This window comes from Streptomyces sp. NPDC057249 (assembly GCF_042669245.1).
Taxonomy (GTDB): Bacteria; Actinomycetota; Actinomycetes; order Streptomycetales; family Streptomycetaceae; genus Streptomyces.
The window spans coordinates 253,993-280,104 of record NZ_JBHUXS010000010.1 but is presented as its reverse complement, the minus strand read 5'-3'; the positions used below and the strand labels follow the sequence as shown (position 1 = coordinate 280,104).

General features: G+C 70.8%; 21 protein-coding genes and 1 riboswitch. Of the genes, 13 read left to right on the top strand and 8 right to left on the bottom strand.

Going from position 1 to position 26,112, the window contains the following annotated elements:
- The first annotated feature begins 14 nt into the window (after positions 1–14).
- Entirely contained in the window at positions 15–665 is a 651-nt protein-coding gene (locus tag ACFUJY_RS20905) for a response regulator transcription factor (protein ID WP_143619627.1), read from the top strand.
- Between the two features lie 167 nt (positions 666–832).
- On the opposite strand, the gene glgX is transcribed toward ACFUJY_RS20905, so the two are convergent.
- Positions 833–3,079, bottom strand: coding sequence for a glycogen debranching protein GlgX (gene glgX / locus ACFUJY_RS20900; protein WP_383301616.1), 2,247 nt, complete (start codon positions 3,077–3,079; stop codon positions 833–835).
- A gap of 152 nt (positions 3,080–3,231) precedes the next feature.
- Between glgX and ACFUJY_RS20895 the strand changes: the two genes are divergently transcribed.
- The 5 genes from ACFUJY_RS20895 to ACFUJY_RS20875 all read left to right on the top strand — a co-directional run bounded on the left by ACFUJY_RS20895 (position 3,232) and on the right by ACFUJY_RS20875 (position 8,221).
- Entirely contained in the window at positions 3,232–4,458 is a 1,227-nt protein-coding gene (locus tag ACFUJY_RS20895) for an Ig-like domain-containing protein (RefSeq protein WP_383301613.1), read from the top strand.
- Positions 4,459–4,659: 201 nt separating this feature from the next.
- On the top strand, positions 4,660–5,913 hold the full coding sequence (locus tag ACFUJY_RS20890; protein ID WP_383301611.1) for an Ig-like domain-containing protein: 1,254 nt from the start codon (positions 4,660–4,662) through the stop codon (positions 5,911–5,913).
- Positions 5,914–6,053: 140 nt separating this feature from the next.
- Positions 6,054–6,821 (top strand): enoyl-CoA hydratase/isomerase family protein, encoded by a 768-nt coding sequence (locus tag ACFUJY_RS20885; protein ID WP_383301608.1) that lies wholly within the window; start codon positions 6,054–6,056, stop codon positions 6,819–6,821.
- Between the two features lie 251 nt (positions 6,822–7,072).
- Positions 7,073–7,588 carry an ATP-binding protein gene (locus tag ACFUJY_RS20880; protein ID WP_383301605.1) on the top strand — a complete coding sequence of 172 codons (516 nt, stop codon included), beginning with the start codon at positions 7,073–7,075 and terminating at the stop codon, positions 7,586–7,588.
- Positions 7,589–8,005: 417 nt separating this feature from the next.
- The gene (locus tag ACFUJY_RS20875) at positions 8,006–8,221 is read left to right on the top strand and encodes an EF-hand domain-containing protein (RefSeq protein WP_018102550.1); all 216 of its coding nucleotides are present in this window, start codon (positions 8,006–8,008) and stop codon (positions 8,219–8,221) included.
- Between the two features lie 160 nt (positions 8,222–8,381).
- On the opposite strand, the gene ACFUJY_RS20870 is transcribed toward ACFUJY_RS20875, so the two are convergent.
- On the bottom strand, positions 8,382–9,362 hold the full coding sequence (locus tag ACFUJY_RS20870; RefSeq protein ID WP_383301686.1) for a terpene synthase family protein: 981 nt from the start codon (positions 9,360–9,362) through the stop codon (positions 8,382–8,384).
- A 652-nt stretch (positions 9,363–10,014) separates the two neighbouring features.
- On the bottom strand, positions 10,015–11,343 hold the full coding sequence (locus ACFUJY_RS20865) for an SGNH/GDSL hydrolase family protein (protein WP_383301602.1): 1,329 nt from the start codon (positions 11,341–11,343) through the stop codon (positions 10,015–10,017).
- Positions 11,344–11,440: 97 nt separating this feature from the next.
- Between ACFUJY_RS20865 and ACFUJY_RS20860 the strand changes: the two genes are divergently transcribed.
- Positions 11,441–12,019, top strand: coding sequence for an IS607 family transposase (locus tag ACFUJY_RS20860; RefSeq protein ID WP_383301599.1), 579 nt, complete (start codon positions 11,441–11,443; stop codon positions 12,017–12,019).
- Entirely contained in the window at positions 12,012–13,664 is a 1,653-nt protein-coding gene (locus ACFUJY_RS20855) for an IS200/IS605 family accessory protein TnpB-related protein (protein ID WP_383301597.1), read from the top strand. Before ACFUJY_RS20860 ends, ACFUJY_RS20855 begins: the two co-directional genes overlap by 8 nt.
- A 176-nt stretch (positions 13,665–13,840) precedes the next feature.
- Here the strand turns inward: ACFUJY_RS20855 and metG are convergent, their stop codons facing one another.
- The 5 genes from metG to gcvT form a co-directional block, all read right to left on the bottom strand.
- A complete protein-coding gene (metG, locus tag ACFUJY_RS20850) occupies positions 13,841–15,547 on the bottom strand; it encodes a methionine--tRNA ligase (protein WP_383301594.1) in 1,707 nt (568 codons plus the stop codon).
- Positions 15,548–15,648: 101 nt separating this feature from the next.
- On the bottom strand, positions 15,649–17,031 hold the full coding sequence (locus ACFUJY_RS20845) for an L-serine ammonia-lyase (protein WP_383301591.1): 1,383 nt from the start codon (positions 17,029–17,031) through the stop codon (positions 15,649–15,651).
- A gap of 165 nt (positions 17,032–17,196) precedes the next feature.
- Positions 17,197–18,456, bottom strand: coding sequence for a serine hydroxymethyltransferase (gene glyA / locus ACFUJY_RS20840; RefSeq protein ID WP_383301588.1), 1,260 nt, complete (start codon positions 18,454–18,456; stop codon positions 17,197–17,199).
- 19 nt (positions 18,457–18,475) lie between these two features.
- Positions 18,476–18,853: a glycine cleavage system protein GcvH gene (gene gcvH, locus ACFUJY_RS20835; protein ID WP_383301585.1), complete on the bottom strand. Its 378-nt coding sequence runs from the start codon at positions 18,851–18,853 to the stop codon at positions 18,476–18,478.
- Positions 18,854–18,954: 101 nt separating this feature from the next.
- Positions 18,955–20,070 (bottom strand): glycine cleavage system aminomethyltransferase GcvT, encoded by a 1,116-nt coding sequence (gene gcvT / locus ACFUJY_RS20830; protein WP_383301584.1) that lies wholly within the window; start codon positions 20,068–20,070, stop codon positions 18,955–18,957.
- Between the two features lie 143 nt (positions 20,071–20,213).
- Positions 20,214–20,307: riboswitch (glycine riboswitch) on the bottom strand.
- A 184-nt stretch (positions 20,308–20,491) separates the two neighbouring features.
- Here gcvT and ACFUJY_RS20825 point away from each other — a divergent pair.
- From ACFUJY_RS20825 to ACFUJY_RS20805, 5 genes are all read left to right on the top strand, one after another.
- Positions 20,492–21,169: an AAA family ATPase gene (locus tag ACFUJY_RS20825; RefSeq protein WP_383301581.1), complete on the top strand. Its 678-nt coding sequence runs from the start codon at positions 20,492–20,494 to the stop codon at positions 21,167–21,169.
- Between the two features lie 125 nt (positions 21,170–21,294).
- Positions 21,295–22,065 (top strand): enhanced serine sensitivity protein SseB, encoded by a 771-nt coding sequence (locus tag ACFUJY_RS20820; protein ID WP_383301578.1) that lies wholly within the window; start codon positions 21,295–21,297, stop codon positions 22,063–22,065.
- Between the two features lie 114 nt (positions 22,066–22,179).
- Positions 22,180–22,947 (top strand): enhanced serine sensitivity protein SseB C-terminal domain-containing protein, encoded by a 768-nt coding sequence (locus ACFUJY_RS20815; protein ID WP_383301575.1) that lies wholly within the window; start codon positions 22,180–22,182, stop codon positions 22,945–22,947.
- 349 nt (positions 22,948–23,296) lie between these two features.
- Positions 23,297–24,289 carry an ABC transporter permease gene (locus ACFUJY_RS20810; RefSeq protein ID WP_383301572.1) on the top strand — a complete coding sequence of 331 codons (993 nt, stop codon included), beginning with the start codon at positions 23,297–23,299 and terminating at the stop codon, positions 24,287–24,289.
- A 44-nt stretch (positions 24,290–24,333) separates the two neighbouring features.
- Entirely contained in the window at positions 24,334–26,094 is a 1,761-nt protein-coding gene (locus tag ACFUJY_RS20805) for an ABC transporter substrate-binding protein (RefSeq protein ID WP_383301570.1), read from the top strand.
- Positions 26,095–26,112: the final 18 nt, after the last annotated feature.

Sequence of the window (26,112 nt, the reverse complement as noted above, 5' to 3'; positions counted from 1 at the left end):
TTACCGTGGGCGCCATGGACCGGGAACCCGCGCGCGTCATCACCCTGATCGTCGTCGACGACCACCCCGTCGTACGGGACGGGCTGCGCGGGATGTTCGCCGCCGCGCCGGAGTTCCGGGTGCTCGGCGAGGCGGCCGACGGGGTCGAGGGCGTCGAGATGGCCGCCCGGCTCGACCCCGACGTGGTGCTCATGGACCTGCGCATGCCGGGCGGCGGCGGGGTCGCCGCGATCACCGAGCTGACCCGGCGCGGCGCCCGCTCCAAGGTCCTCGTCCTCACTACGTACGACACCGACTCCGACACCCTGCCCGCGATCGAGGCGGGCGCGACCGGCTACCTCCTCAAGGACGCGCCCCGCGAGGAGCTGTTCACCGCCGTCCGGGCCGCCGCCGAGGGCCGGACCGTCCTGTCGCCGGCCGTCGCCTCGCGCCTCGTCTCGGCGGTGCGCGCCCCGGCCGCCCCGGGCAACGAGACGCTGTCGGCCCGGGAGCGCGAGGTGCTGACGCTCGTCGCGCGGGGCACCTCCAACCGGGAGATCGCCGCCGAGCTGTTCATCAGCGAGGCCACCGTGAAGACCCACCTCACCCACCTCTTCGCCAAGCTCGGCGTCAAGGACCGGGCCGCCGCCGTGGCCGCCGGCTACGACCGGGGCATCCTCGGCTAGGGGGTGTCTTGCCGGTCAGGGCCGGGTCCGTGGCGTCCGGCACGGCACCTCGCGGCGTTGTCGTCAGTCAACAACGCTCCGCGTTGCCTCCATCCTCCGCCTTGCGATGCACCGCACCAGACGCCGCGGCCTGATCCGGCCCTGACCGGCAAGACACCCCCGGCGGCTCACTCCCGCACCCGCAGCAGCAGCACCGACCGCTCCGGCACCGTCAGCCGCTCGCCGCCCCGGTGCACCGTGCCCGGGGGCCGGGCCTGGTCCTCCCGCGAGGTGTCCAGGACCAGTTCGTACGCCCGCGCCCACGGAGGACCCGGCAGCAGGAAGTCCGCCGGTTCGTGGCCCGCGTGCAGGACGGCCAGGAAGCTGTCGTCGGTCACCTGCGCACCGCGCGCGTCCCGCCCCGGGATGTCCCGGCCGGAGAGGTAGAGCCCGAGCGTCGCGGCGGGCGCGTACCAGTCGGACTCGGTCATCTCCGCGCCCGCGCGGGTGAACCACGCCAGGTCCCGCAGCCCGTCCGGTGCCTGCGGCCGGCCGGAGAAGAACGCCCGGCGGCGCAGCACCGGATGGCGGTGGCGCAGCGCGAGCACCCGCGCGGTCAGCGCGGCCAGCTCCCGCCACTCGGGCCGTTCCAGCAGCGACCAGTCCACCCAGCCGGTCTCGTTGTCCTGGCAGTACGCGTTGTTGTTGCCGCCCTGGGTACGCCCCATCTCGTCGCCCGCGACCAGCATCGGCACCCCGGTCGACAGGAGCAGCGTGGTGAGGAGGTTGCGCAGCTGGCGGCGGCGCAGCGCGTTGACGCCCGGGTCGTCCGTCTCGCCCTCGGCGCCGCAGTTCCACGCCCGGTTGTCGGAGGTGCCGTCCCGGTTGTCCTCGCCGTTGGCCTCGTTGTGCTTCTCCTGGTAGCTCACCAGGTCGCGCAGGGTGAAACCGTCGTGCGCGGTGACGAAGTTGACCGAGGCGTACGGGCGGCGCCCGCCCCACGCGTACAGGTCGCTCGACCCGGTCAGCCGGTAGCCGAGGTCCCGTACGTCGGGCAGCGCGCCGCGCCAGAAGTCCCGTACGGCGTCCCGGTAGTGGTCGTTCCACTCCGTCCACAGCGGCGGGAACGCGCCCACCTGGTAGCCGCCGTTGCCGACGTCCCAGGGCTCGGCGATGAGCTTGACCCGGCGCAGCACCGGGTCCTGGGCGATCACCGCGAGGAACGGCGAGAGCATGTCCACGTCGTGCATGGAGCGGGCCAGCGCCGCCGCCAGGTCGAAGCGGAAGCCGTCCACGCCCATCTCGGTCACCCAGTACCGCAGCGAGTCCGTGATGAGCCGCAGCACGTTCGGCTGGACGACGTGCAGGGTGTTGCCGCAGCCGGTGTAGTCGGCGTACCGCCGGGCGTCGGCCTGGAGGCGGTAGTACCCCCGGTTGTCGATGCCGCGCAGCGACAGCGTCGGGCCCAGCTCGCCCGCCTCCGCGGTGTGGTTGTAGACGACGTCCAGGATGACCTCGATGCCCGCGTCGTGCAGCGCGCGCACCATCCGCTTGAACTCGCCGACCTGCCCGCCCGCCGTGCCGCTCGCCGAGTAGCCGGCGTGCGGGGCGAAGTAGCCGATGGAGTTGTAGCCCCAGTAGTTGCGCAGCCCGCGCCGCAGCAGATGGTCCTCGTGCGCGAACTGGTGCACCGGCAGAAGCTCCACCGCGGTCACCCCGAGGTCCTTCAGATACCCGGTCGCCGCGGGGTGGGCGAGCCCGGCGTACGTGCCGCGCAGCTCCTGGGGGATGCCGGGATGGAGCCGGGTGAACCCCTTCACGTGCAGCTCGTAGATGACGGAGTCCGCCCACGGTGTCTTCGGCCTGCGGTCGTCGGCCCAGTCGTCGTCGTCGTGGACGACGACCCCCTTCGGGACGTACGGGGCGGAGTCCCGTTCGTCCCGGACGGTGTCCGCGAACCGCTGGTCGGGCCAGTCCCTCACATGGCCGTACACCTCGGCCGGAAGGGTGAATTCACCGTCCACGGCCCGGGCGTACGGATCGAGCAGCAGCTTCGCCGGGTTCCACCGGGCGCCCGTCCACGGGTCCCACCGGCCGTGCACCCGGTATCCGTACCGCCGGCCCGGCCGCACCCCGGGCACGAAGCCGTGCCAGACCTCGTGGGTCAGCTCGGTCAGGGGGAGCCGGGTCTCCGTGCCGTCCTCGTCGAAGAGGCACAGCTGGACGGCCTCCGCGCCGCCCGCCCAGAGCGCGAAATTGGTGCCCGCCACCCCGTCCGGGCCGGTCCTGAAGCGGGCGCCGAGCGGCATCGGCGCCCCCGGCCACACCACCGGCGGCCGCCGGCCGGCTGCGGCGGCGGCGACCCGTTCCGCGACCGCCCCGGCCGTCCCCGCGTCCGCCTCCGGTACTGCCTCCTGCTCGGCTGCGCTCGACACCTGCTCGCCTCCCGCGGCTCGTGGGACCGGCACCGGAAGGGGGAGCGCGGCGTCCCGGCCGCGGCTCCCCGAGTGCGGCCGTCCCCTGAGTTCTGCCCACCGGGCGGCCCGCACTCACGTTTCCCGCGACCGGCCCCCGTCGTTGGGGGGACATGACTGACGTAGCGAAGAAGGCAGGGACGCGCCCGGTCACCACTCCGCCCGGGCGGTGGCTGCTCGCCGTACTGGCGCTGTTGGCCGTGCTGACGGGCTGTTCGGGCGCCGGTTCGTTCATCGGCGGGAAGGGGAAACCGCAGGAGGCCATCCGGGTCACGCCCGCCGACCGGGCCGAGGGCGTCCGGGCGGACGGCCGGGTCGCGGTGGAGGTCCCCGACGGGCGGCTGGAGAGCGTCCGGGTGCGGCGGATCGAGGACGCGCGGGAGCAGGAGGTGCCGGGCCGGATCGCCGAGGACGGCCACTCCTGGGCACCGGTGAAGGGGGCGCGGCTCGGCCTCGCCGCCAAGTACAGCGTCGACGCGGTCGCGGTGGACGGCGGCGGCCACCGCGCGGCCCGGCACACCACCTTCACCACCGCGGTGCCCGAGGACCGGTTCATCGGCTACTTCAAGCCGGAGAACCGCTCGACCGTCGGCACCGGCATGATCGTCTCCTTCGAGTTCAACCGCCCCGTCACCCGCCGCGCGGCGGTGGAGCGGGCGATCCGGGTGACCGCCGATCCGCCGGTGGCCGTGACCGGGCACTGGTTCGGCAAGAGCCGCCTGGACTTCCGCCCCCGGGAGTACTGGCGGCCCGGCACTGAGGTCACCGTGGACATCGGGCTGGCCGACGTGGAGGGCGCGCCCGGGGTGTACGGCAGCCAGCGCAAGACCGTGCGCTTCACGGTGGGCCGGGAGCAGATCTCCCGGGTGGACGCGGCGGCGCACACGATGGAGGTGCGCCGGGACGGGGAGCTGGTCTCCACGGTCCCGGTCACCGCGGGCTCCGCGACGACCACCACGTACAACGGCAAGATGGTGGTCAGCGAGATGCACGAGGTGACGCGGATGGACGGGCGGACCGTCGGCTTCGGCGGCGAGTACGACATCAAGGACGTGCCGCACGCCATCCGGCTGACGAAGTCCGGCACCTTCCTGCACGGCAACTACTGGTCCGACGAGGACGTCTTCGGCTCCACCAACGTCAGCCACGGCTGCATCGGGCTGCGGGACGTGCAGGGCGGCAGCGGTTCGACCCCGGCCGGCTGGTTCTTCGACCGCACCCTCGTCGGGGACGTGGTCGAGGTCGTCAACTCGGCCGACAAGACGGTCGCACCGGACAACGGACTCGGCGGCTGGAACCTGGGCTGGGCCAAGTGGGGGGCGGGCTCCGCGCTCCGGTAGCGGGCCGCCGCGGCACCCCCGGGCGTGACGGCGGAAACCCTGCCGTCACTTGGGACGGAACAGTGACAATTCCGGGGGGATCTGCCCGCAGTCGGTGTGATTATCTCTTTGCTGAGCGTGCATGTGCAGCGCGCGGGGGTGGGAACCCGAGGGTTCCCGGGGCCTAGGCGGGGCCAGGCCGTGTGAGGGGAGACGACCACATTGAACGGGCAGCCGATATCGGGGACATCGGCCGGAACGGGCGGCAGACGGCGGCTGCGGGGAGCCACCGGTCTGCCGGCCCTGGCGGTGGGTGCGCTGTTGCTTCTGGTGACGGCGTGCGGCGGGGGAGACGCCGACGGCGCGAGCGCGGACGCCAAGGCGGGCGGGGTCAGGAACCAGGACACCAGCGCCTCGCAGGCCGTGGTGACCGTCGCGCCCAAGGACGGCGCCGACGACGTCGCGACGAGCGGCGCGCTGAAGATCACCGCCGAGCGCGGGAAGCTGACCACGGTCAAGGTCTCGGACCCCAAGGGCGGCGAGGTCGAGGGCAAGATCGCGGCGGACGGCGCGAGCTGGGTGCCCGACCGGCACCTGGCCTCGGCGACCAAGTACAAGGTCCACGCGGTGGCCAAGGACGCCAAGGGCCGTGAGTCCGCGAAGGACACCTCCTTCACCACGCTGGTCCCCAAGAACACCTTCATCGGGCAGTACACCCCGGAGGACGGCTCGACGGTCGGCGTCGGCATGCCGGTCTCCATCCACTTCACGCGCGGCATCACCGACCCGGAGGCCGTCGAGAAGGCCATCGAGGTGACCGCCGAGCCCGCCGTCCCCGTCGAGGGCCACTGGTTCGGCAACGACCGCCTGGACTTCCGCCCCGAGCAGTACTGGGCCGCCGGCACCAAGGTGACCGTGAAGCTCGACCTCGACGGCGTCGAGGGCCGGCCCGGGGTCTACGGCAAGCAGGCCAAGACCGTCTCGTTCACCATCGGCCGCAGCCAGGTCAGCACCGTGGACGCGAAGTCGCACCGGATGAAGGTCGTCCGCGACGGCAAGCAGATCAAGGACATCCCGATCTCGGCGGGCGCCCCGGCCACCACCACGTACAACGGCCAGATGGTCATCAGCGAGAAGCTGCGGGTGACCCGGATGAACGGCGACACCGTCGGCTTCGGCGGCGAGTACGACATCAAGGACGTGCCGCACGCGATGCGCCTGTCCACCTCGGGCACCTTCATCCACGGCAACTACTGGGGCGGCCCCGGGGTGTTCGGCAGCGCCAACACCAGCCACGGCTGCGTCGGCCTCCAGGACGTGCGCGGCGGCGGCAACTCCGCCATGCCGGCGTCCTGGTTCTTCAACAACTCGCTCATCGGCGACGTGGTCGTCGTGAAGAACTCGCAGGACAAGACGATCAGCCCGGACAACGGCCTCAACGGCTGGAACATGAGCTGGTCGGAGTGGACCGCGTGACCGCGTAGCTCCTCGCCCCGCGCGTCCCGGCGGGCCCGGCACCGAGATCCAGGGTGCCGGGCCCGTCCGCGTCCGCCGTGACGCACGGCACCGCCCCCGGCACGTGCCGCCCGTGGTTAGCGTTGGTTAACCTGCATCCCATGACCGTAACCCTCGAAGTAAGCGGCGGCGTCGGCACCATCCGGCTGGACCGCCCGCCGATGAACGCCCTGGACGTGGCGACCCAGGACCGGCTGCGCGAGCTCGCCGAAGAGGCGTCCCGGCGCGACGACGTGCGCGCCGTGGTGCTCTACGGCGGCGAGAAGGTGTTCGCGGCGGGCGCGGACATCAAGGAGATGCAGGCGATGGACCACGCGGCCATGGTGCTGCGCTCCAAGGCCCTCCAGGACTCCTTCACCGCCGTCGCCCGCATCCCCAAGCCCGTCGTCGCGGCCGTCACCGGCTACGCGCTCGGCGGCGGCTGCGAGCTGGCCCTGTGCGCGGACTTCCGCATCGCCGGGGACAACGCCAAGCTCGGCCAGCCGGAGATCCTGCTGGGCCTCATCCCGGGCGCCGGCGGCACCCAGCGGCTCGCCCGCCTGGTCGGCCCCGCCAAGGCCAAGGACCTCATCTTCACCGGCCGCCACGTCAGGGCGGACGAGGCCCTGACGATGGGGCTCGTGGACCGCGTGGTGCCCGCCGCCGAGGTGTACGAGCAGGCGCACGCGTGGGCTGCCGGCCTGGCGAAGGGGCCGGCGCTGGCGCTGCGCGCGGCCAAGGAGGCCGTCGACGCGGGGCTGGAGACGGACATCGACACCGGCCTCACGATCGAACGGACCTGGTTCGCGGGTCTGTTCGCCACGGAGGACCGGGAACGCGGCATGCGCAGCTTCGTGGACGAGGGCCCGGGCAAGGCGACATTCGTCTGACCGAACGCCGGTTGAGAACGGCAACGGGAGCGTTCATCCGTGCGGGCGGATTGGCGCACCCCTGGGGGAGCCGTGCGAGAGCCCGCGGCCGGGCCGTCGGTGAACCTCGCCGAAGGCGGCATAAGTGCAGGTCAGACCGGCTGTCTCGGGGTGCGTAGTGCCTCTGGCATATGCCTGCGGGTCCTCGGGGACCGACTGATTACGGGTCGCGTATTCCACCGGAACGGCCCCGGAAGGCCCGTCGTGCGGCCATGATGGTGTCCATGGCGGGCCTGGAGGGTGTGGAGCAGCCGCGACCGCGCAGCAGCGCGACAGCGGCACGGAGATTGCCGGCCGTCGAGGACGAACAGGCGTTCAAAGCGCTGGAGTTGTTCGGAAACCCGACGGAGGAAGAAGTCCGGCTGCCCTCCCGCCCGGAGTCGGCGGCCACGGCGCGCCGGCTCACCTCGTGCGTCGTCCTGCATCAGTGGGCGCTCTCCTCGCAGGCCGCCGAGCACGCCGTCCTGCTCGTCTCCGAGCTCGTCGGCAACGCGGTACGGCACACCGGGGCCCGGGTCTTCGGGCTGCGTATGCTGCGCCGTCGCGGCTGGATCAGGATCGAGGTGCGCGACCCCTCGCGCGGGCTGCCGTGCCTCATGCCGGTCCGCGAGATGGACATCAGCGGCCGGGGCCTCATGCTCGTGGACAAGCTCTCCGACCGCTGGGGCGTGGACCTCTTACCCCGGGGCAAGACCACCTGGTTCGAGATGCGCATCTCCGACCGCTGACGCCCTCTTCCGCAGGCCGCCCCGGGCAGACAGAAGCCCCCGTGTCGGCCGTGGTGCGGCGCCTCGGGGGCTTCTGTGGGGGGACCGTGAAATGGGGGGTGTGTTCACGGCCGCTCATGACGACCTGGCCCGGGTCAATGGGGGTCGTGGCATCGACTATGACAGACGGAAGACTCCCCAGCCAAAGCCGTATTCTTCGCATACCCCTGCACATCCGGACATTTCACTGAAGAAACGCAGGTGTGGTGGGTCACGTGCCTGGAAATCGATGAATATTCATGAGTTCATGCGCATGATCCATTGATCGTCCACGATATGGACGGCGTGTGCCGGTGTGCCGCCCCTCCCACGCGCCGGGCCGCCCGGCCCGCCCGATAATCTGAGCCCCGTCAGACAGTCATACGAAGGGGCGGAACAGTGGCGGACATCGAGTCGGCGCGCAAGGCGTTCGAGCGGTACGACCTGAACGGCGACGGGTTGATCTCGGCCGCCGAGTACAAGAGCGTCATGGCTCAGCTGGGTGACCCGTACGTCACCGAGCCGGTCGCGCAGGCCGTGATCAACTCCCACGACGCGAACGGCGACGGGCTCCTCACGTTCGACGAGTTCTGGGCCGCGCAGAACAAGGGCTGATCCGGGACAGGTGCCGGGACCACCGGTTCCGGCCACCGGCGGCCTCCCCGTCTGTGACCGGGGGCGCGGGGGGCGGCGCGGCGAGAAATGTCCGGAAATCGCTGACGCGGCCCCGCGCACCGGTCCCGGCCACCGCCCCGCCCGCCCCCGTCCCGGCCCGTCAGGCCGCGAAGTTCCGGGACATCGAGTCGTCCTCGTCGATCTCCGTCAGCTCCGGGCGGGTGTAGCGCTCGGCCCGGGCGTGGTAGTCGAAGTCCCCCCGTACAAGCCCCCGGTAGTCGCGGACGCAGCGCTCCAGCGCGATGCGCACCGAACCCTCGATTCCCGCCGCCTCGATCTCCTGCACGAGTTCCTTCTCGGCCCGCTGCACGCGGTCGGCGATACGGCCGAGCAGAATTCCGGCTTCCTCCACCGCCTCCTGGAGCGAGCAGCCCCGGTCGCGCTGGAGCAGCCGTACGGTGTTGTGCTCGTATCCGAGGACGGCCTCCTTCTCGAACGAGCAGATGTCGTTGCAGAGCCCGGAATGGTCGGCCACCGCATTGCGCAGCGCGATATAGGCGGGGAGGCTGCGGGCGGATTCCGGAAGGTCGATTCCGGCGGTGATCTCGTGCAGATCCAGGAACGGCTGCATCGCCACCGAATCGCGGCGGTGCTTGACGAAGTCGGCGGTGCTCGGCACATGTCCCGCCGCCCGGTCCACGGCCTCCGCGTAGTACGTCCACAGCCAGGCCGCCGTGTCCCGCCGGAACTGCCGCACCCAGTGCGCCGGGCGGTCCACGCAGGTCCGGGCGAGCAGGTCGTCCAGCGCGTGCTCCATGCGGCCGACGGGCGCCCGCACCCCGTCCAGCACGTCCACCAGACGCCCGATCGCGCTCTCGCACCGCCGGGGGTCGCGTCCGGCCGGGCCGTCGTCGAACTCGTCGTCCACCAGGAAGGCCCAGAAGAGCCACTGGCAGAAGAGGTCCAGATGTTTCTGCGAGGCCCGGGGGAATATCAGGGAGATCCAGAGTTCCGGGCGCGTTCTGATCATTTTCTTCTCGGCCACGGGTGACAGGACGAGATCACTGGCCTCCGCCCATTCCCAGGCGGCCTTCTTCGTCTTCTCAACTCCCGGATGGCATCCCGCACTCTCGAACGGCATGTGGAATTCGGGAAGCGCGATCTTGCTCATGGTGCACCTCGTCGTGACGATAAGAACAGGGCAGGGGGATGCGCGAGTCGGATACGCGCACGCGGAATGCGGGGTGACGAGAGGCGGACGTGCGCACGGCCGGCCGGCGGCAGGCCGCGCCGGCACGACGGGAACGCACCCGGGCCGCGGTCCGGCCGCGACGACGCCCGCCGCCCCGGCGGACCGGAGCGGGCGGGAAGGGCGGCCGTCGTTGGGCCCCCGGCCACCCCCTCCGGAGGGCCGTACGCGGCCCGCACGGCCGGAACGCGCCATGGGCGTGCCGGGGAACGGGTGGCTGGCATGGCTGTCCTCTTTCCTCCGCGCGGACCGGGCGACCGGAGCAGGGCCCAGGGCAGCGCGCCGCCTGACGTGCGCGGCGTTCGCGTCACCCCTCGTCACGTCCAGTGAACTCCCCGCGAGCACGGGAGGGAAGGAGCAGGTGACCGAAAATGTGTGATCGGCGCGAACTCCTGCGCGGTTGTGAGCAGTTGGATTACTCCTGAGCCGCCCGCGCGTCGGACGGCGGCGGGCACCGCATGGCCGATTCGGTGAGCCGCACCGGGAACGCGAAAGGCGGGTCCGCGCACCGGCACCGGTGCGCGGACCCGCCCTCGGGCGCGGGTCAGTTGTAGCCGAAGCCCGCCCGGAGCGGCGACGGCTCGAACAGCCGGACCGGGACGGCCTCGGCGAGGGCCCGGTATCCGGCCGGGTTCAGGTGCAGGTGGTCGCCGACGTCCAGCGAGGCGCGGAGCGCGGCGGGCCGGTGCGGGTCGCGGACCGCCCGGTCGAAGTCCAGCACCGCGTCGAACCGGCCGCTGGTGCGTATCCAGCTGTTGACCGTACGCCGGGCCTCCTCGCGGTACCCGTCCGGATCGTCGTACATGGTGTTGCCGCCGAACGGCGTCAGCGTCGCCCCGTACACCCGGATGCCCTGCGCGTGGGCGCGGGTGATGATCTGGTCGTACGCGGTGATGACGGCCTCGGCCGTGGCCTTCTGGGCCGCCGGGGTGGCGTCCGCCGTGCCGATGTCGTTGACGCCCTCGAAGACGATCAGCCGGTCCGTCCCGCTCTGCGCCAGGACGTCGCGGTCGAGCCGGGCCAGCCCGTTGGGGCCCAGGCCGTCGGCGAGCAGCCGGTTGCCGCCCGCCGCCTGGTTGACCACGGACGTGCGGGCCGTCAGCCGCCGCTGGAGCACGTCCGGCCAGCGGTCGTTGCCGTTGGTCGTGGAGCCCCGGCCGTCCGTCAGCGAGTCCCCGAGCACGGCCGTCGCAGACGTGGTCTTGCGGGCCCAGACCTCGACGCCGCTGAGGAGGTACCAGTGGTCGGTGGGCGTGGCGCCGGGCAGGTCCCCGTCCCGGACATGGTCGCCGCGCAGCAGGTACGAGGTCGTGCGGGAGCCCGGGTGCGAGGTGAGGGCGGTGGACGCCTGCCCGGTCGCCAGGTAGGCCGTCGCCGTGAGGTTGGACCCCGGGGCGACCCGGAAGTCCAGCGGGTCGGAGACGGCCTGCGCCCCGGCCGGTACGTCGATGGACGCCGAGCCCCGGAAGGTCACCCGGTGCGAGGTCCCCGGGCGGATCGCCCCGGTCCCCGCCTTCCCGTCCAGCGGAAGGGCCACGGAGACCTCGGTGATCGGCAGCACCGCACCGCCGAACGCGTTGGAGAACCGCAGCCGGATGTGGTCGCCGCCCGCCGAGACGTGGACGGTCTGCCGCAGCGTCGTGTCCGTCAGCACGGAGTCGTCGCCGGTGAACGGAGCCGGGGGCATGTTCGAGGGTTCCGTCAGCTGGGGCATCGACGTCCAGGTGCTGACCCAGTGCGCGCCGCGTTCCCGGGGGCCGGGCTCGCCGCCGGAGTGCGCGTCGCCGGCGCCGAGGGCCGGGGAGACGGCGGCGAGGGTCGCGCAGAGCGCCCCCGCGGTGATCAGGCTGAGGAGCGGCGTTCTTCGGTTCATGGCGGTGTTCCCTCTGCGTGGTGGGGGTTGCCGACTGTTGGCTTCGAAGGGTCGTTGAGTGTGCGTAACCATGCGGGAGTGGTGGCGTTATCAGCGTATGAACCTGACGGAGTGGGCGCGTTTGCAGGGGGTGAACCCGCATACGGCGTATCGGTGGTTTCGTGAGGGGACTCTTCCGGTGCCTGCCCGCCGGGTGGGGCCTCGCACGATCCTGGTGAACATCGACGCGAACTCCTCACCCGCCGTGACCGGTGGCGTGGGTCTGTATGCCCGTGTCTCCTCGCACGATCAGAAGCCGGATCTGGAGCGGCAGGCGGCACGGTTGTCGGCGTGGGCGGCGAAGGCGGGTCACGAGGTCGTGCGTGTCGAGTTGGAGATCGCCTCCGGTATGAACGGCTGCCGCGCGAAGGCGAAGCGGCTGCTGGCCGACCCCAAGGTGACCACGGTCGTGGTCGAGCACAAGGACCGCCTCGGCGGTATGAACGTGGAACTCGTCGAAGCCGCCCTGTCCGCGTCCGGGCGCCGTCTCGTCGTGCTGGATGACGGCGAGGTCGAAGACGATCTGGTCCGCGACATGGTCGAGGTCCTGACCTCGTTCTGCGCCCGGCTGTACGGCCGCAGGTCGGCGAGGAACCGTGCGCGCAAGGCGCTGGAAGCGGCGGTCTCGGATGACTGAGCCGAAGAAGAGGAAGAAGGAGCTGCGGACTGTCGAGGCGCCGTTCGTCGCGCTCGGCCCGTCCGGGGTGGCGGTACGCGACCGTCTCAAGCAGCTCACGCCCGTGGACGAGGAGGTGTTGCGCCGGGTCGGCGAACACCTCGGGCGCCTGGCGTCCCTGGACCTCAAGACGCGGTGCGCTGAGGGCCTGGACCACGACGCGCAGTCGTGGGCGGCCCGCAAGCAGGGCCTGACCAGTGACTCGTCGTCCCGCTGGGCCGGTGCGATCACGAAGGCGACCCACGATCAGTGGGCCCTGTCCCGCCGCTGCCAACTCGCTCACATCCAGTCCCTCGAAGCGGGCGTGCGCACCTTGACGCACCGCCTGTCGCTGCCGATCGGTGCGAAGGGCACCAAGCGGGTTCCGGGTGGCTACCGTTCCAAGGGCGAGTGGTTCCACAAGTCCCGCCGCCTGGCCACCCTTCAACACCGCCTCGACGTGGCCCGAGCCGAGTGGGAGGCCGGTGCCGTGCACGTCGTGCGCGGCGGCCGGAAGCTTCTGAAGAACCGTCACAGCCTGGATGCCGCACAGCTCACCGAGCACGAGTGGCGCCAACGCTGGGAGAGCGAGCGGTGGTTCTTCGCCGCCGATGGTGAGTCCGGCAAGCGCTTCGGGAACGAGACGATCCGTGTCACCCCGGACGGCGAGGTCAGCATCAAGCTGCCCCCACCGCTCGCCCACCTCGCCAACGCCAAGCACGGCCGGTACGTCCTCGCCTCCCAGGTCGCCTTCCAGCACCGGGGCCAGGAGTGGCGCGAGCGCGTCGAAGCGCACCGGGCCGTGGCCTACCGCATCCACCTCGACGTGGAACGCGGGCGCTGGTACCTGACCGCGTCGTGGACCCGGCCCTCGGTCAGGACCGTGCCGTTGGCCAGTGCCCGTGCTCAGGGCATGGTCGGTGTGGACACGAACGCCGACCACTTCGCCGCCTACCGGCTCGACGCGCAGGGCAACCCGGTCGGCGACCCGCGCCGGTTCTTCTACGACCTGTCCGGCACCGCCACTCACCGTGACGCCCAGATCCGGCACGCCATCACCCGACTGCTGCACTGGACCAATCGGCATGGCGTGAAGGCCATCGGCCTGGAGAACCTGGACTTCACGGCGGAGAAGAACCGCGAGAAGCACGGACGCAAGAAGAAGTTCCGGCAGCTCATCTCCGGCATCCCCACCGGCAAACTCAAAGCCCGGCTGGTCTCCATGGCCGCCGAGCACGGACTGTCGATCGTCGCCGTTGATCCCGCGTACACGTCGATGTGGGGCGATGAGCACTGGAAGAAGTCCCTGACCAGCAACAAGCGAAAGATGTCCCGTCACGATGCCGCCGGCATCGCGATCGGGCGACGTGCCCTCGGGTACCCGATCCGGCGACGGACGGCACCGCCCCGCGACGACCGGAGTGATCGTCGCGGGCATCGGACCGCCCAGGCCGGACCAGGCGTACGAGGGCATGAGGGAACCCGCCCACCAGTCACGGAGCGTGCACACGATGCGCGTCGCCGGACCGGGGAACAGCGAACGCGGGAACCCAGCGCATCCAACACCGCTCGGGATACGCGCAGTTCTCGGAGCTGGCATCAGATGTCACTCCTGGACACTGCTTAGGAACGGTTTCTCCATGCACACGTGCGTGCCCCGGCCGGGCATGCGGCAGGCTAGCGGCACCGGAACTTTCGGTCAACGGTTCGAAATGTTTCGACGGTCCACGGGTGACGGTCCCCGAACGCGAAGTCGCCCGGCCGGAAGGACCCGGCCGGGCGACGACGTACGACTGTGCGGGACTACTGGGCGCCGAAGCGCGAGCGCCACGCCTCCAGGTCCTCGTCGGTGATCTTGGCGAAGAGCACCGGCGGCACCGTGAAGGCGGTCCCCGCCGGCACGGACGCCAGGGCGCGGGCCTCGTCGGCGCTCACCCAGGTCGCCGTGTCGTCCGCCAGGGCGAACGCCTCGCGCATGGCCCGCGCGGACGACGGGATGAACGGCTCCGAGACGACCGCGTACAGGTGGATCAGGTTCATCGCGGTGCGCAGGGTGAGCGCGGCGCCCTCCTGGTCGGTCTTGATCTCCAGCCAGGGGGCCTTCTCCTCCAGGTAGGAGTTGCCCGCGCTCCACAGCGCCCGCAGGGCCTGGGCGGCCTTGCGGAACTGGAGCGCCTCCATGTGGCCCTCGTACTCGGCGAGCAGCCGCGCGATCTCCTCGCCCAGCTTCCGCTCGGCGTCCCCGGCCTCCTTGCCCGCCGGGACGTCGTCGCCGAAGCGCTTCCGCGAGAAGGACAGCACCCGGTTCACGAAGTTGCCGAGGGTGTCGGCCAGGTCCTTGTTCACCGAGGTGGCGAAGAGCTCCCAGGTGAAGGACGTGTCGTCCGACTCCGGGGCCTGCGCCATCAGGAAGTAGCGCCAGTAGTCGGCGGGCAGCAGTTCGAGGGCGGTGTCCGAGAAGATGCCGCGCTGCTGCGACGTCGAGAACTTGCCGCCGTAGTAGTTCAGCCAGTTGAACGCCTTGACGTGGTCGACCCGCTTGACCGGCTCCCGGGTGCCGATCTGCATGGCCGGGAACATCACCGTGTGGAACGGGACGTTGTCCTTGGCCATGAACTGCGTGTACCGGACGTCGGACGCCTCGTACCACCAGGACTTCCAGTCCCGGCTCCCCGGCTCCAGGTCCGCCCACTCCTTCGTCGCCCCGAGGTACTCGATGGGGGCGTCGAACCAGACGTAGAAGACCTTGCCCTCGGCCGCCAGCTCCGGCCAGGTGTCGGCCGGGACCGGCACGCCCCAGTCCAGGTCACGGGTGATCGCCCGGTCGTGCAGGCCCTCGGTGAGCCACTTGCGGGCGATCGAGGACGCCAGGTGCGGCCACTCGTCGCTGGTCTCGTCGATCCACGCCTCGACCTCGCCGGACAGCTTCGACTGAAGGAGGAAGAGGTGCTTGGTCTCCCGGACCTCCAGCTCGCTGCTGCCGCTGATCGCGGAGCGCGGCTCGATCAGGTCCGTCGGGTCCAGCACACGGGTGCAGTTCTCGCACTGGTCGCCGCGCGCCTTGTCGTACCCGCAGTGCGGGCACGTGCCGACGATGTAGCGGTCCGGCAGGAAGCGGTCGTCGGCGATCGAGAAGACCTGGCGGATCGCCCGCTCCTCGATGAAGCCGTTCTCGTGCAGCTTGCGGGCGAAGTGCTGGGTGATCTCGCGGTTCTCGGCGGAGGAGCTGCGCCCGAAGTAGTCGAACGCGAGCCCGAATCCGTCGTAGACCGCCTTCTGCGCGTCGTGCTGCTGCGCGCAGAACTCGGCCACCGGCAGCCCGGCCGCCTTCGCGGCCAGCTCCGCCGGGGTGCCGTGCTCGTCGGTGGCGCAGATGTACAGCGCCTCCTCGCCCCGCTGGCGCAGATACCGCGTGTAGACGTCCGCCGGGAGCATCGACCCGACCAGGTTCCCCAGGTGCTTGATCCCGTTGATATAGGGAAGCGCGCTGGTGATCAGGTGTCGAGTCATCGTCGGATGCTCCCAATTTCTACGGTGCGGGTGCCTCTGTCGCAGGCCGTTGGCATCCTATCGAACGGGGGACACCCCCCTTTACCGGATTTCCGGCGCCCTCAGCACTCGATGATGTTCACCGCGAGCCCGCCCCGGGCGGTCTCCTTGTACTTCACGGACATGTCCGCGCCGGTCTCCTTCATCGTCTTGATGACCTTGTCCAGGGAGACCTTGTGGCTGCCGTCGCCGCGCAGGGCCATCTTCGCCGCCGTGACCGCCTTCACCGCCGCCATCCCGTTGCGCTCGATGCACGGGATCTGGACGAGGCCGCCGACCGGGTCGCAGGTGAGGCCCAGGTTGTGCTCCATGCCGATCTCGGCGGCGTTCTCCACCTGCTCGGGGGTGCCGCCCAGGACCTCGGCGAGGGCGCCGGCGGCCATGGAGCAGGCGGAACCGACCTCGCCCTGGCAGCCGACCTCGGCGCCGGAGATGGAGGCGTTCTCCTTGAACAGCATACCGATCGCACCGGCCGCCAGTAGGAAGCGGACGATGCTGTCGTCCTTCTCCGCCTCGGTCGCGCCGCCCGCCGCGAAGTTCACGTAGTAGTGCAGGACGGCCGGGATGATGCCGGCCGCGCCGTTCGTCGGGGCGGTGACCACGCGGCCGCCCGCCGCGTTCTCCTCGTTCACCGCCATCGCGTAGAGGGTGATCCACTCCATGGCGTGCGTCTGGGGGTCGCCCTCCGCGCGCAGCTGGCGGGCGGTCTTCGCGGCGCGGCGGTGCACCCTGAGGCCGCCGGGCAGGACGCCCTCGCGGGACATCCCGCGCGTCACGCACGCCTGCATGGCCCGCCAGATCCCGAGGAGCCCGGCGCGGATCTCCTCCTCGGTGCGCCAGGCGCGCTCGTTCTCCAGCATCAGCGAGGAGATCGACAGACCGGTCTCGCGGGCCAGGCGCAGCAGCTCGTCGCCGGTGCGGAAGGGGTGCTTGAGGACCGTGTCGTCGAGCACGATCCGGTCCTCGCCCACGGCGTCCTCGTCCACGACGAAGCCGCCGCCGACCGAGTAGTACGTCTTCTCCAGGAGCGGGGCGCCGTCGGCGTCGTACGCGAAGACGGTCATGCCGTTGGCGTGGTACGGGAGCGCCTTGCGGCGGTGCAGGATCAGCTGCTCGTCCGCGTCGAAGGGGATCTCGTGCATGCCGAGGAGGTTGATCCGGCCGCCGGCGCGGATCGCCTCGACCCGCTCGTCGGCCGTCTCGACGTCGACGGTGCGGGGGGACTCGCCCTCCAGGCCGAGCAGGACCGCCTTGGGGGTGCCGTGGCCGTGGCCGGTGGCGCCGAGGGAGCCGTACAGCTCGGCCCGGATCGAGGCGGTGTGGGCGAGCAGGCCCTCGTTCTTCAGGCGGCGCGCGAACATACGGGCCGCACGCATCGGGCCGACCGTATGGGAGCTGGACGGGCCGATGCCGATCGAGAACAGGTCGAAGACCGAGATGGCCACGGGGGAACTCCTCAAAGTTGGTAGACGCCGTTGTCTGCCGGGTGGTGCGGTACGGGCGGGACGGCCCGGAGTGCAAGAGACAAAGCGGGAAACAAGGGACGGGACACCGCGCCCACTGTTCAGTGTGCGGGTGCCCCTCCCGGAGACGCGAATGCGCCGGGCCGGCTACTTCAGGCCGGGGTACAGCGGGAACTTCTCGGCCAGCTTCGCGACCCGGGCCTTCAGGTCGTCCGCGTCGTAGGACGGCTTGAGGGCCGAGGCGATGATCTCGGCGACCTCGGTGAAGTCCTCGGCGCCGAAGCCGCGGGTGGCCAGGGCCGGGGTGCCGATCCGGAGGCCGGAGGTGACCATCGGCGGGCGCGGGTCGTTGGGGATCGCGTTCCGGTTGACCGTGATGCCGATCTCGTGGAGCCGGTCCTCGGCCTGCTGGCCGTCCAGCTCCGAGTTGCGCAGGTCCACCAGGACCAGGTGCACGTCGGTGCCGCCGGACAGGACGGAGACGCCCACCTCGGTGACGTCGGGCCGGACCAGGCGCTCGGCCAGGATGCGGGCGCCCTCCAGGGTGCGCTGCTGGCGCTCCTTGAACTCCTCGCCCGCCGCGACCTTGAAGGAGACCGCCTTGGCCGCGATCACGTGCTCCAGCGGGCCGCCCTGCTGACCCGGGAAGACCGCCGAGTTGATCTTCTTCGCGAGCTCCTGGGTGGAGAGGATCACACCGCCGCGCGGACCGCCGAGGGTCTTGTGCGTGGTGGTGGTGACGACGTGGGCGTGCGGCACCGGGTTGGGGTGCAGGCCCGCGGCGACCAGACCGGCGAAGTGCGCCATGTCGACCATCAGGTACGCGCCGACCTCGTCCGCGATGCGGCGGAAGGCGGCGAAGTCCAGCTGGCGCGGGTAGGCGGACCAGCCGGCGACGATCAGCTGCGGCTTCGCCTCCTTGGCCAGGCGCTCGACCTCGGCCATGTCCACGACCCCGGTGTCGTCCACGTGGTACGGGACCACGTTGTAGAGCTTGCCGGAGAAGTTGATCTTCATGCCGTGGGTCAGGTGACCGCCGTGCGCCAGGTTCAGGCCCATGATCGTGTCGCCCGGCTTCAGCAGCGCGAACATCGCGGCGGCGTTCGCCTGCGCACCGGAGTGCGGCTGGACGTTCGCGGCCTCGGCGCCGAAGAGCGCCTTGATCCGGTCGATCGCGATCTGCTCGACCACGTCGACGTGCTCACAGCCGCCGTAGTAGCGGCGGCCGGGGTAGCCCTCGGCGTACTTGTTGGTCAGGACGGAGCCCTGTGCCTCCATGACCGCGACCGGAGCGAAGTTCTCCGAGGCGATCATTTCGAGCGTGGACTGCTGGCGCAGGAGCTCGGCGTCGACGGCGGCGGCGACGTCCGGGTCCAGCTCGTGGAGGGAGGAGTTGAGAAGCGACATCAGGTGGTCCCTTGGGGTCTCAGTTGCCGGAGAACTCGGTGTACTCGTCGGCGGAGAGCAGGTCCTTCGGCTCCTCCGCGACACGTACCTTGAACAGCCAGCCGCCTTCGAACGGAGCGGAGTTGACCAGCGACGGGTCGTCCACGACGGCCTGGTTGGACTCCGTGATCTCACCGGTCACCGGCGAGTACAGGTCGCTGACCGACTTGGTCGACTCCAGCTCGCCGCAGGTCTCGCCCGCGGTCACCGTGTCACCGACCGCGGGAAGCTGCGCGTAGACGACGTCACCGAGCGCGTTGGCCGCGTGCTCCGTGATGCCGACCGTGGCCACACCGTCCTCGGCGGGCGACAGCCACTCGTGCTCCTTGCTGTACCGCAGCTGCTGGGGGTTGCTCATGGTCTGAATTCTCCTGTACGCGGGGAGTGCGGATGAACGGTGGTCTTACGGTGTGAGACGGGACCGCGTCACGTACGCGGCACCGGCCGGGTCCTACGGTTCTACTTCTTGCGCTTGTAGAAGGGGAGCGCCACGACCTCGTACGGCTCGTGGCTGCCTCGGATCTCCACCGCGACTGAGGCGGTGCCCGGCTCGGCGTGCGCCGCGTCGACGTACGCCATGGCGATCGGCTTGCCCAGGGTGGGGGAGGGGGCACCCGAGGTGACCTCGCCGATGACCTGACCGCCGGCGACGACCGGGAACCCGGCGCGCGGCACCCGGCGGCCCTCGGCGACCAGGCCGACGAGCTTGCGCGGCGGAGCGGTCTCGGCGCGCTCCGCGGCGGCCTCCAGCGCCTTGCGGCCGACGAAGTCGCCGTCCTTCTCGAACTTCACGACCCGGCCGAGCCCGGCGTCGAACGGGGTCAGCGAGGTCGTCAGCTCGTGCCCGTACAGCGGCATGCCCGCCTCCAGGCGCAGCGTGTCACGGCAGGAGAGGCCGCACGGGATCAGGCCGTGCGCGGCACCCGCCTCGGTGAGCGCCTGCCACAGCTGCTCGGCGTGGCCGGGCGCGACGAACAGCTCGAAGCCGTCCTCGCCGGTGTAGCCGGTACGGGCGATCAGCGCGGGCACCCCGGCGACGGTGCCGGGCAGTCCGGCGTAGTACTTCAGGCCGTCCAGGTCGGCGTCGGTCACCGCCGCGAGGATCGCCGGGGACTCGGGGCCCTGGACGGCGAGCAGCGCGTACGCGTCGCGGTCGTCGCGGACCTCGGCGTCGAAGCCGGCGGCGCGCTCGGTGAGCGTGTCCAGGACGAGCTGGGCGTTGCCGGCGTTGGCGACGACCATGTACTCCGTGTCCTGGAGGCGGTAGACGATCAGGTCGTCGAGGATGCCGCCGTCCTCGGCGCAGATCATCGTGTAGCGGGCCCGGCCGGTCGAGACCGTGCCGATGTTGCCGACCAGCGCGAAGTTCAGCAGGTCCACCGCCTGCGGGCCGGTGACCGTGATCTCGCCCATGTGGGACAGGTCGAAGAGGCCGGCCTTCGTGCGGACGGCGTTGTGCTCGTCGCGCTCGCTGGCGTAACGCAGCGGCATGTCCCAGCCCGCGAAGTCGGTCATGGTGGCGCCCAGCGAGCGGTGCAGGGTGTCGAGGGCTGTGAGGCGGGGGGTGCTGCTCATGAAACGGGCTCCCAGGGCATGACGACGGCGAGGACGATCCCTCCCCATCTGTCATCGGAACCTGAGAGGTTCGCCGAGAGGCCCCAGGGGGGTCGGCTTGCACCTTGGGTGGAGCCGCCGGGCGGCTCGCTTTTCAGATATGCCTCATCCACGCGGTACGGGGCCTGAGAGATTCAAGGGAGGATCTTGCTCCTTCGGCGCCCGGCACGGTGACCGGGACTCTCCCGCGCGGATTCAAGCGGCCTGTATGCAGTTGGCGGGGTCATCATCGCACGCATTCCGGGGGAGTGGTGCGCCGGGAGCGGTGCCGCTCGTCACGGTCTTCCGGCGGGTCGGACGGTTGTGCCGCATTACCTTTTCTTTACACTTCCGGGGTAGGTATCGGTCCTGCACGCGTCGGCCGTACGGCCAGGGGGAGGCGATGACGTTGCGCTACGCGACGACCGCGGGAACCACCAGCACGGCACTGCCCGCCCAGTCCGGCTCACCACCCCGGCAGGCGGTGGGCACCCATCCGCCCGTCGTCCGGGACCTGCGCGGCCGGGCCGGCCCGCGCGCCCTGCGCTTCGCCGCCGGGGACGTGGTGGTGGTCTCCGGACTCCCCGGCAGCGGCAAGTCCACCCTGATCTCCCGCACCGCCCCGGCGTACGCGGTCGACTCCCAGGACACCCGGGACCGCTGGGCCCGCCGGCTGCCCCGTTTACTGCCCTACGCCCTGTACCGCCCGCTGGTCCGCCTCGCCCACTACCGGGGGCTGCGGCGGGTGCTGCGCTCCGGCGCCTCCGTCGTCGTCCACGACTGCGGTACGCAGAGCTGGGTCCGCGCCCTGCTCGCCCGCCATGCCCGGCGCCGGGGTGCCGGCCTGCACCTGGTCCTGCTCGACGTCTCCGCCAGGACCGCGCGCGAGGGCCAGCGCGAGCGCGGCCGGGGCGTCTCCGCGTACGCCTTCGCCCGGCACCGCAAAGCCGTCGGGCGGCTGCTGCGGAACACCGAGGCGGGGCTGCTGCCGCGCGGCTGCGCCTCGGCGGTGCTGCTCGACCGCGAGGCGGCCGGGGCGCTCACGCGCATCACATTCGCAGACGCACAGACCGACGGCTGAAAACGGACCGTCCAACAGACGGACAGGAGCCGGGTACCGGCGGTTTCCGGACAGCCCCCAGGGCCGACGGAGGCCGCGCGAGGCCGTACCCTCTTGCTTCACGGCAACGGGGCGAGAGGGAAGCAGTGGACATTCCGGCACAGGCCGGGAGCCTGCCGCAGGGCGGCTGGCCGGCCAATGAACTCGAAGAGGTGCTGGGCGCCTCGCTCGGCACCCCGGAGGCGGGCGGCCGCCTGCTGGAGGTGCTCGGCCGCAGCCACGTCTGGGTGCCGCTGCCCAACGGCGGCGGACCCGACGCCCGGGACCTCGACCTGCCCGCGATGGAGATCGACGGCGCCGCGTACGTCCCCGTCTACAGCTCCGAGCACCAGTTCCTCACCTGCGTCGGCGACCGGATGTCCTTCACCGTCGCCCCCGCCGTCGAGTTCGCCCGCGGCCTGCCCCCGCAGCTCGGCATCGCCGTGAACCCGGGCGGCGCCGTCGGCCTGCCGCTGCCGCCGCCCGCCGTCGCCGAGCTGTGCCGGGCCGGCCGCACCCCGCTCGACGGCCCGGCCACCGGGGGCCGCGTCCGGCTGTACGAGCCGGACTGGAAGGAGGAGCCCGTCGACTTCCTGGCCGCCGCGGCCGGCGAGTTCCAGGAGAGCGGCGTCGTCCGCACCGCCCGCCGGGTCCTGGCCAGCATCGAGGGCGACGACCCCGTGCTCTTCGTCGGCGTCGAGTTCTCCACCTGGGACGGCGCCGGACAGAGCGCCCCGATGGACGCCCTCGGCCGGGCGCTGGGCCGCGTCGCGGTGCCGTGGCCGGTCAACCTCGTCCTCCTCGACGTGGCGCAGGACCCGGTCGCCGACTGGATGCGCGAGCGGGTGCGGCCCTTCTACACGCGCGTCCCGGAGTGACGGGGACGGCCGTGGCGTCAAGCCGGTGACAGCACGGCCGCATAAGCTGGTTTGATGGCTGAAGGCCGATGCCCGGTGGCCGAAGCAGAGGATCTACGAGGGGCGGGACCCAGGGTGAGTGCGTCAGGCACCGCGGCGGCCGGTCAGGTCGAGCACATGCTGCGACAGGTCGCGCCCGGGCGCTACGACGCGTACGAGGCGCTGCTCCAGGCCCTGTCGGCCGGCCGGGTCTGGATGCTCCTCTGGCACGGCCGCCCCGGCGCCCCCGACGCCCAGTACGGGAACATGGAGGTCGACGGCCTCGGCTACGCCCCGTGCGTCACCTCCCCCCAGGAGCTCACCGCCAGCGGCTGGAGCCGGGACCACGAGGTGGTGGCCGGACTGGACATCGCGCGCGCCCTCTACCCCGACCGCTGGGGCGTCTGGCTCAATCCGCACGCCCCGGGCGGCGGCGTCGGCATCCCCTGGCTGGATCTGCGCCGCATCGCGACCGGCCTCGACCGGATGCCCGCCGGGCCGCTCAGGATCAGCGAACCGGCCATCGAGATCCCGCAGTTCTACGCCCAGCTGACGCAGAACGCCCACCACACCCCCGCGATCCGCTCGCTGCGCCGGGCCTGGGTGCAGCCCGCGCTCGGCGTCCCCTACCTCGCCGTCGGCCTCGACCTGTACGACACGAGCCGGCCGTCCGTCGACGCGGTGCGCGGGATGATGCGCCAGTCGATCGGCGCCGTCCCCGAGGGTCTGCCGGTCTCCACGGTCGCGATGTCCGACGAGTACGACCCGGTCGCGATGTGGCTGCGCGCCAACTCCTGCCCCTTCTACGACCGCGAGGCGCACGCCGCGCCCGGTTACGGGTACCCGCAGGCACCCGCGTACTGAGCCGGTGTCAGGCCCCCGGCGAATCGGGGGCATTGCGGGCACTTCGGGGTTCGTGCGCGAAGTGTTCGTTATCGCTGTTTTGCGACCGAGAGGCCCGATTGCCGAGTCCGGCTGTTCGGATACCGGAAGCATTTTGGCGTCATCACGTTTGAGCAAACATTCCCCGTCAGGTCTGGCGGGTGTGCGCGCAGTGGCTGAAGACTCCCTCGCAACAGGTGCTCTGTGCCCGTAGTCGCCCCCCTTTCCGGTCCGGGCCGACGGGCGCCGTCACTCGAATCGGGCTATGTAGGAGCCGCTACCGCGGCGGTCACGGGCCGGCCACCGCCGGCCGAGAGGGGTCTCCAGCGCAATGACGGCACCTATCGAGACCACCAGGGCGGATACGCAGCCCGAAGCGGTGCTGGAAGGCGCGGACCGCAAGGAGATCGAGGGCCGTTCGCTCGGCCGCATCGCCTGGACCCGGTTCAAGCGGGACAAGGCCGCGATGGCCGGTGGCATCGTTGTCGTCCTGCTGATCCTGACCGCGGTGCTCTCCAAGCCGCTCCAGTCGCTGCTGGGGCTCGACCCCAACGCGTTCAACCAGAGCCTGGTCGACCCGGTCATGCTGGCGCCCAAGGGCAGCTTCGGCGGGATGAGCTGGGACCACCCGTTCGGCGTCGAGCCGCAGACCGGCCGCGACATCTTCGCGCGCATCCTCGAAGGCTCCTGGGTCTCGCTCGTCGTCGCCGTCGGCTCCACCCTGCTCTCCGTCGCCATCGGCGTCGTCATGGGTGTCGTGGCCGGGTTCTACGGCGGCTGGGTGGACAGCGTCATCAGCCGGCTGATGGACACCTTCCTCGCCTTCCCGCTGCTGCTCTTCGCGATCTCCATCTCCGCTTCCCTCCAGGGCAACGCCTTCGGGATGGAAGGGCTCACGCTGCGGATCGCGGTCCTGATCTTCGTGATCGGCTTCTTCAGCTGGCCGTACATCGGCCGCATCGTGCGCGCGCAGACGCTGTCGCTCCGCGAGCGCGAGTTCGTGGAGGCCGCCAGGTCGCTGGGCGCCCGCGGGCCGTTCATCCTCTTCCGTGAGCTGCTGCCCAACCTGGTCGCGCCGATCCTCGTGTACGCGACGCTGCTGATCCCCACGAACATCCTCTTCGAGGCGGCCCTGTCCTTCCTGGGCGTCGGCATCGCCCCGCCGCAGGCGTCCTGGGGCGGCATGCTCACGCAGGCGGTCGACCTCTATGAGGTGGACCCGATGTTCATGGTCATTCCCGGCATGGCGATCTTCATCACCGTGCTGGCCTTCAACCTGCTGGGGGACGGGCTGCGTGACGCACTCGACCCTCGTGGCAAGTAAACGCGGCAGTGCCGCACAGGACTAGCGAGGGGGCTTTCCTCAGCATGCAGAACAGAAAGACAGCGGCGCTCATAGCCGTCGCGATCGCGGTGTCGCTGGGCGCCACGGCGTGCAGCAAGGACTCGGACGGCGGCAGCGGCAAGGGCGGCGGCGGCAACGCCAAGGCCGACGCCGGCCTGACGAGCATCGTCAACGCCAGCGACAAGAAGGGCGGGACGGTCACCTACGAGCACACCAGTGGCCCGGACTCCCTCGACCCCGGCAACACGTACTACGGCTGGGTGCAGAACTTCGCCCGCCTGTACGCCCGTTCGCTGGTGACCTTCCAGCCGGCCGCCGGCAAGGACAGCCTGAAGGTCGTCCCCGACCTCGCCACCGGCCTCGGCAAGGCGAGCGCGGACGCGAAGACCTGGACCTACACGCTGCGCAAGGGCGTGAAGTTCGAGGACGGCTCCGAGATCACCTCGCAGGACGTCAAGTACGCCATCGAGCGCTCCAACTTCGCGCCGGAGGCCCTGTCCAACGGCCCGACGTACTTCAAGGCGTACCTCGAGGGCGGCGACAAGTACAAGGGTCCCTACAAGGACAAGTCGCCCGAGGGTCTGAAGTCCATCGAGACCCCGGACAAGTACACGATCGTCTTCCACCTGAACAAGCCGTTCGCGGACATGGACTACCTGGCGGCATTCTCGCAGACGGCCCCGATCCAGCAGAAGGCCGACACGGGCGCCAGCTACGTCCAGAAGATGGTCTCCTCGGGTCCGTACAAGTTCTCGGCGTACGACGAGAGCAAGGGCGCGACCCTGGTCCGCAACCCGGAGTGGGACCCGAAGACGGACCCGATCCGCAAGGCGCTGCCGGACCGGATCGAGCTGAAGTTCAACGTCAACCCCACCACGGTCGACGAGCACCTGCTCAACGACGAGACCACCGCGGACATCGCGGGCACGGGTCTGCAGTCCAAGACCCAGCCCAAGGTCCTCAGCAAGGCGTCCGAGAAGGCGAAGACGGACAACCCGTACGCCGGCGCCCTGCAGTACCTCGCGCTGAACGTCAACGTGAAGCCGTTCGACAACGTCGAGTGCCGCAAGGCCGTCCAGTACGCCGTCGACAAGCAGAGCATGGTCGACTCGATCGGCGGCTCGGTCAAGGGCGACCCGGCGAGCACGGTCATCCCCCCGACCGTCGCCGGCTACAAGAAGTTCGACCTGTACCCGACCGAGGGCAGCAAGGGCGACGCGGCCAAGGCCAAGGAGCACCTGGCCAAGTGCGGTCACCCGGACGGCTTCAAGACCACGCTGACGGCACGCTCCGACCGTCCTGACGAGGTCACCGCCGCCACGCAGCTCCAGAACAGCCTGAAGGCGGTGGGCATCACCGCCGAGATCAAGCAGTTCCCGGCGGACAAGTACTTCACCGACTTCGCGGGCGTCCCGGCCTGGGTCCACAAGAACAACGCGGGCATGATGATGATGGCCTGGGGCGCCGACTGGCCGACCGGCTTCGGCTTCCTGGACCAGATCGTCAACGGCTCGGCCATCAAGCCCTCCGGCGGCACCAACCTGATGGAGCTGAACGACAAGGGGATCAACGACCTCCTCGTCAAGGGCATCGGGACCGTCGACACCACGGAGCGCAACGCCACGTGGGGCGAGGTCGACCAGAAGGTCATGGAGAACGCCTCGGTCGTTCCGCTCTTCTACCGCAAGAACCTGCTCTACCGCCCGGACTCCGCGGCGAACGTCACCGTCACCGACGCGTACCTCGGCATGTACGACTACGTGCTCATGACGTCCACCAAGTAGCGCCTGTTCATCAAAAGC

Coding starts and splice junctions, on each gene's coding strand:
- ACFUJY_RS20895 (WP_383301613.1), top strand. CDS start 3,232: ATGACTGACGTAGCGAAGAAGGCAGGGACGCGCCCGGTCACCACTCCG.
- ACFUJY_RS20865 (WP_383301602.1), bottom strand. CDS start 11,343: ATGAACCGAAGAACGCCGCTCCTCAGCCTGATCACCGCGGGGGCGCTC.
- glyA (WP_383301588.1), bottom strand. CDS start 18,456: ATGTCGCTTCTCAACTCCTCCCTCCACGAGCTGGACCCGGACGTCGCC.
- ACFUJY_RS20825 (WP_383301581.1), top strand. CDS start 20,492: ATGACGTTGCGCTACGCGACGACCGCGGGAACCACCAGCACGGCACTG.
- gcvH (WP_383301585.1), bottom strand. CDS start 18,853: ATGAGCAACCCCCAGCAGCTGCGGTACAGCAAGGAGCACGAGTGGCTG.
- gcvT (WP_383301584.1), bottom strand. CDS start 20,070: ATGAGCAGCACCCCCCGCCTCACAGCCCTCGACACCCTGCACCGCTCG.
- ACFUJY_RS20810 (WP_383301572.1), top strand. CDS start 23,297: ATGACGGCACCTATCGAGACCACCAGGGCGGATACGCAGCCCGAAGCG.
- ACFUJY_RS20855 (WP_383301597.1), top strand. CDS start 12,012: ATGACTGAGCCGAAGAAGAGGAAGAAGGAGCTGCGGACTGTCGAGGCG.
- metG (WP_383301594.1), bottom strand. CDS start 15,547: ATGACTCGACACCTGATCACCAGCGCGCTTCCCTATATCAACGGGATC.
- ACFUJY_RS20805 (WP_383301570.1), top strand. CDS start 24,334: ATGCAGAACAGAAAGACAGCGGCGCTCATAGCCGTCGCGATCGCGGTG.
- ACFUJY_RS20860 (WP_383301599.1), top strand. CDS start 11,441: ATGAACCTGACGGAGTGGGCGCGTTTGCAGGGGGTGAACCCGCATACG.
- ACFUJY_RS20880 (WP_383301605.1), top strand. CDS start 7,073: ATGATGGTGTCCATGGCGGGCCTGGAGGGTGTGGAGCAGCCGCGACCG.
- ACFUJY_RS20885 (WP_383301608.1), top strand. CDS start 6,054: ATGACCGTAACCCTCGAAGTAAGCGGCGGCGTCGGCACCATCCGGCTG.
- ACFUJY_RS20905 (WP_143619627.1), top strand. CDS start 15: ATGGACCGGGAACCCGCGCGCGTCATCACCCTGATCGTCGTCGACGAC.
- ACFUJY_RS20870 (WP_383301686.1), bottom strand. CDS start 9,362: ATGCCGTTCGAGAGTGCGGGATGCCATCCGGGAGTTGAGAAGACGAAG.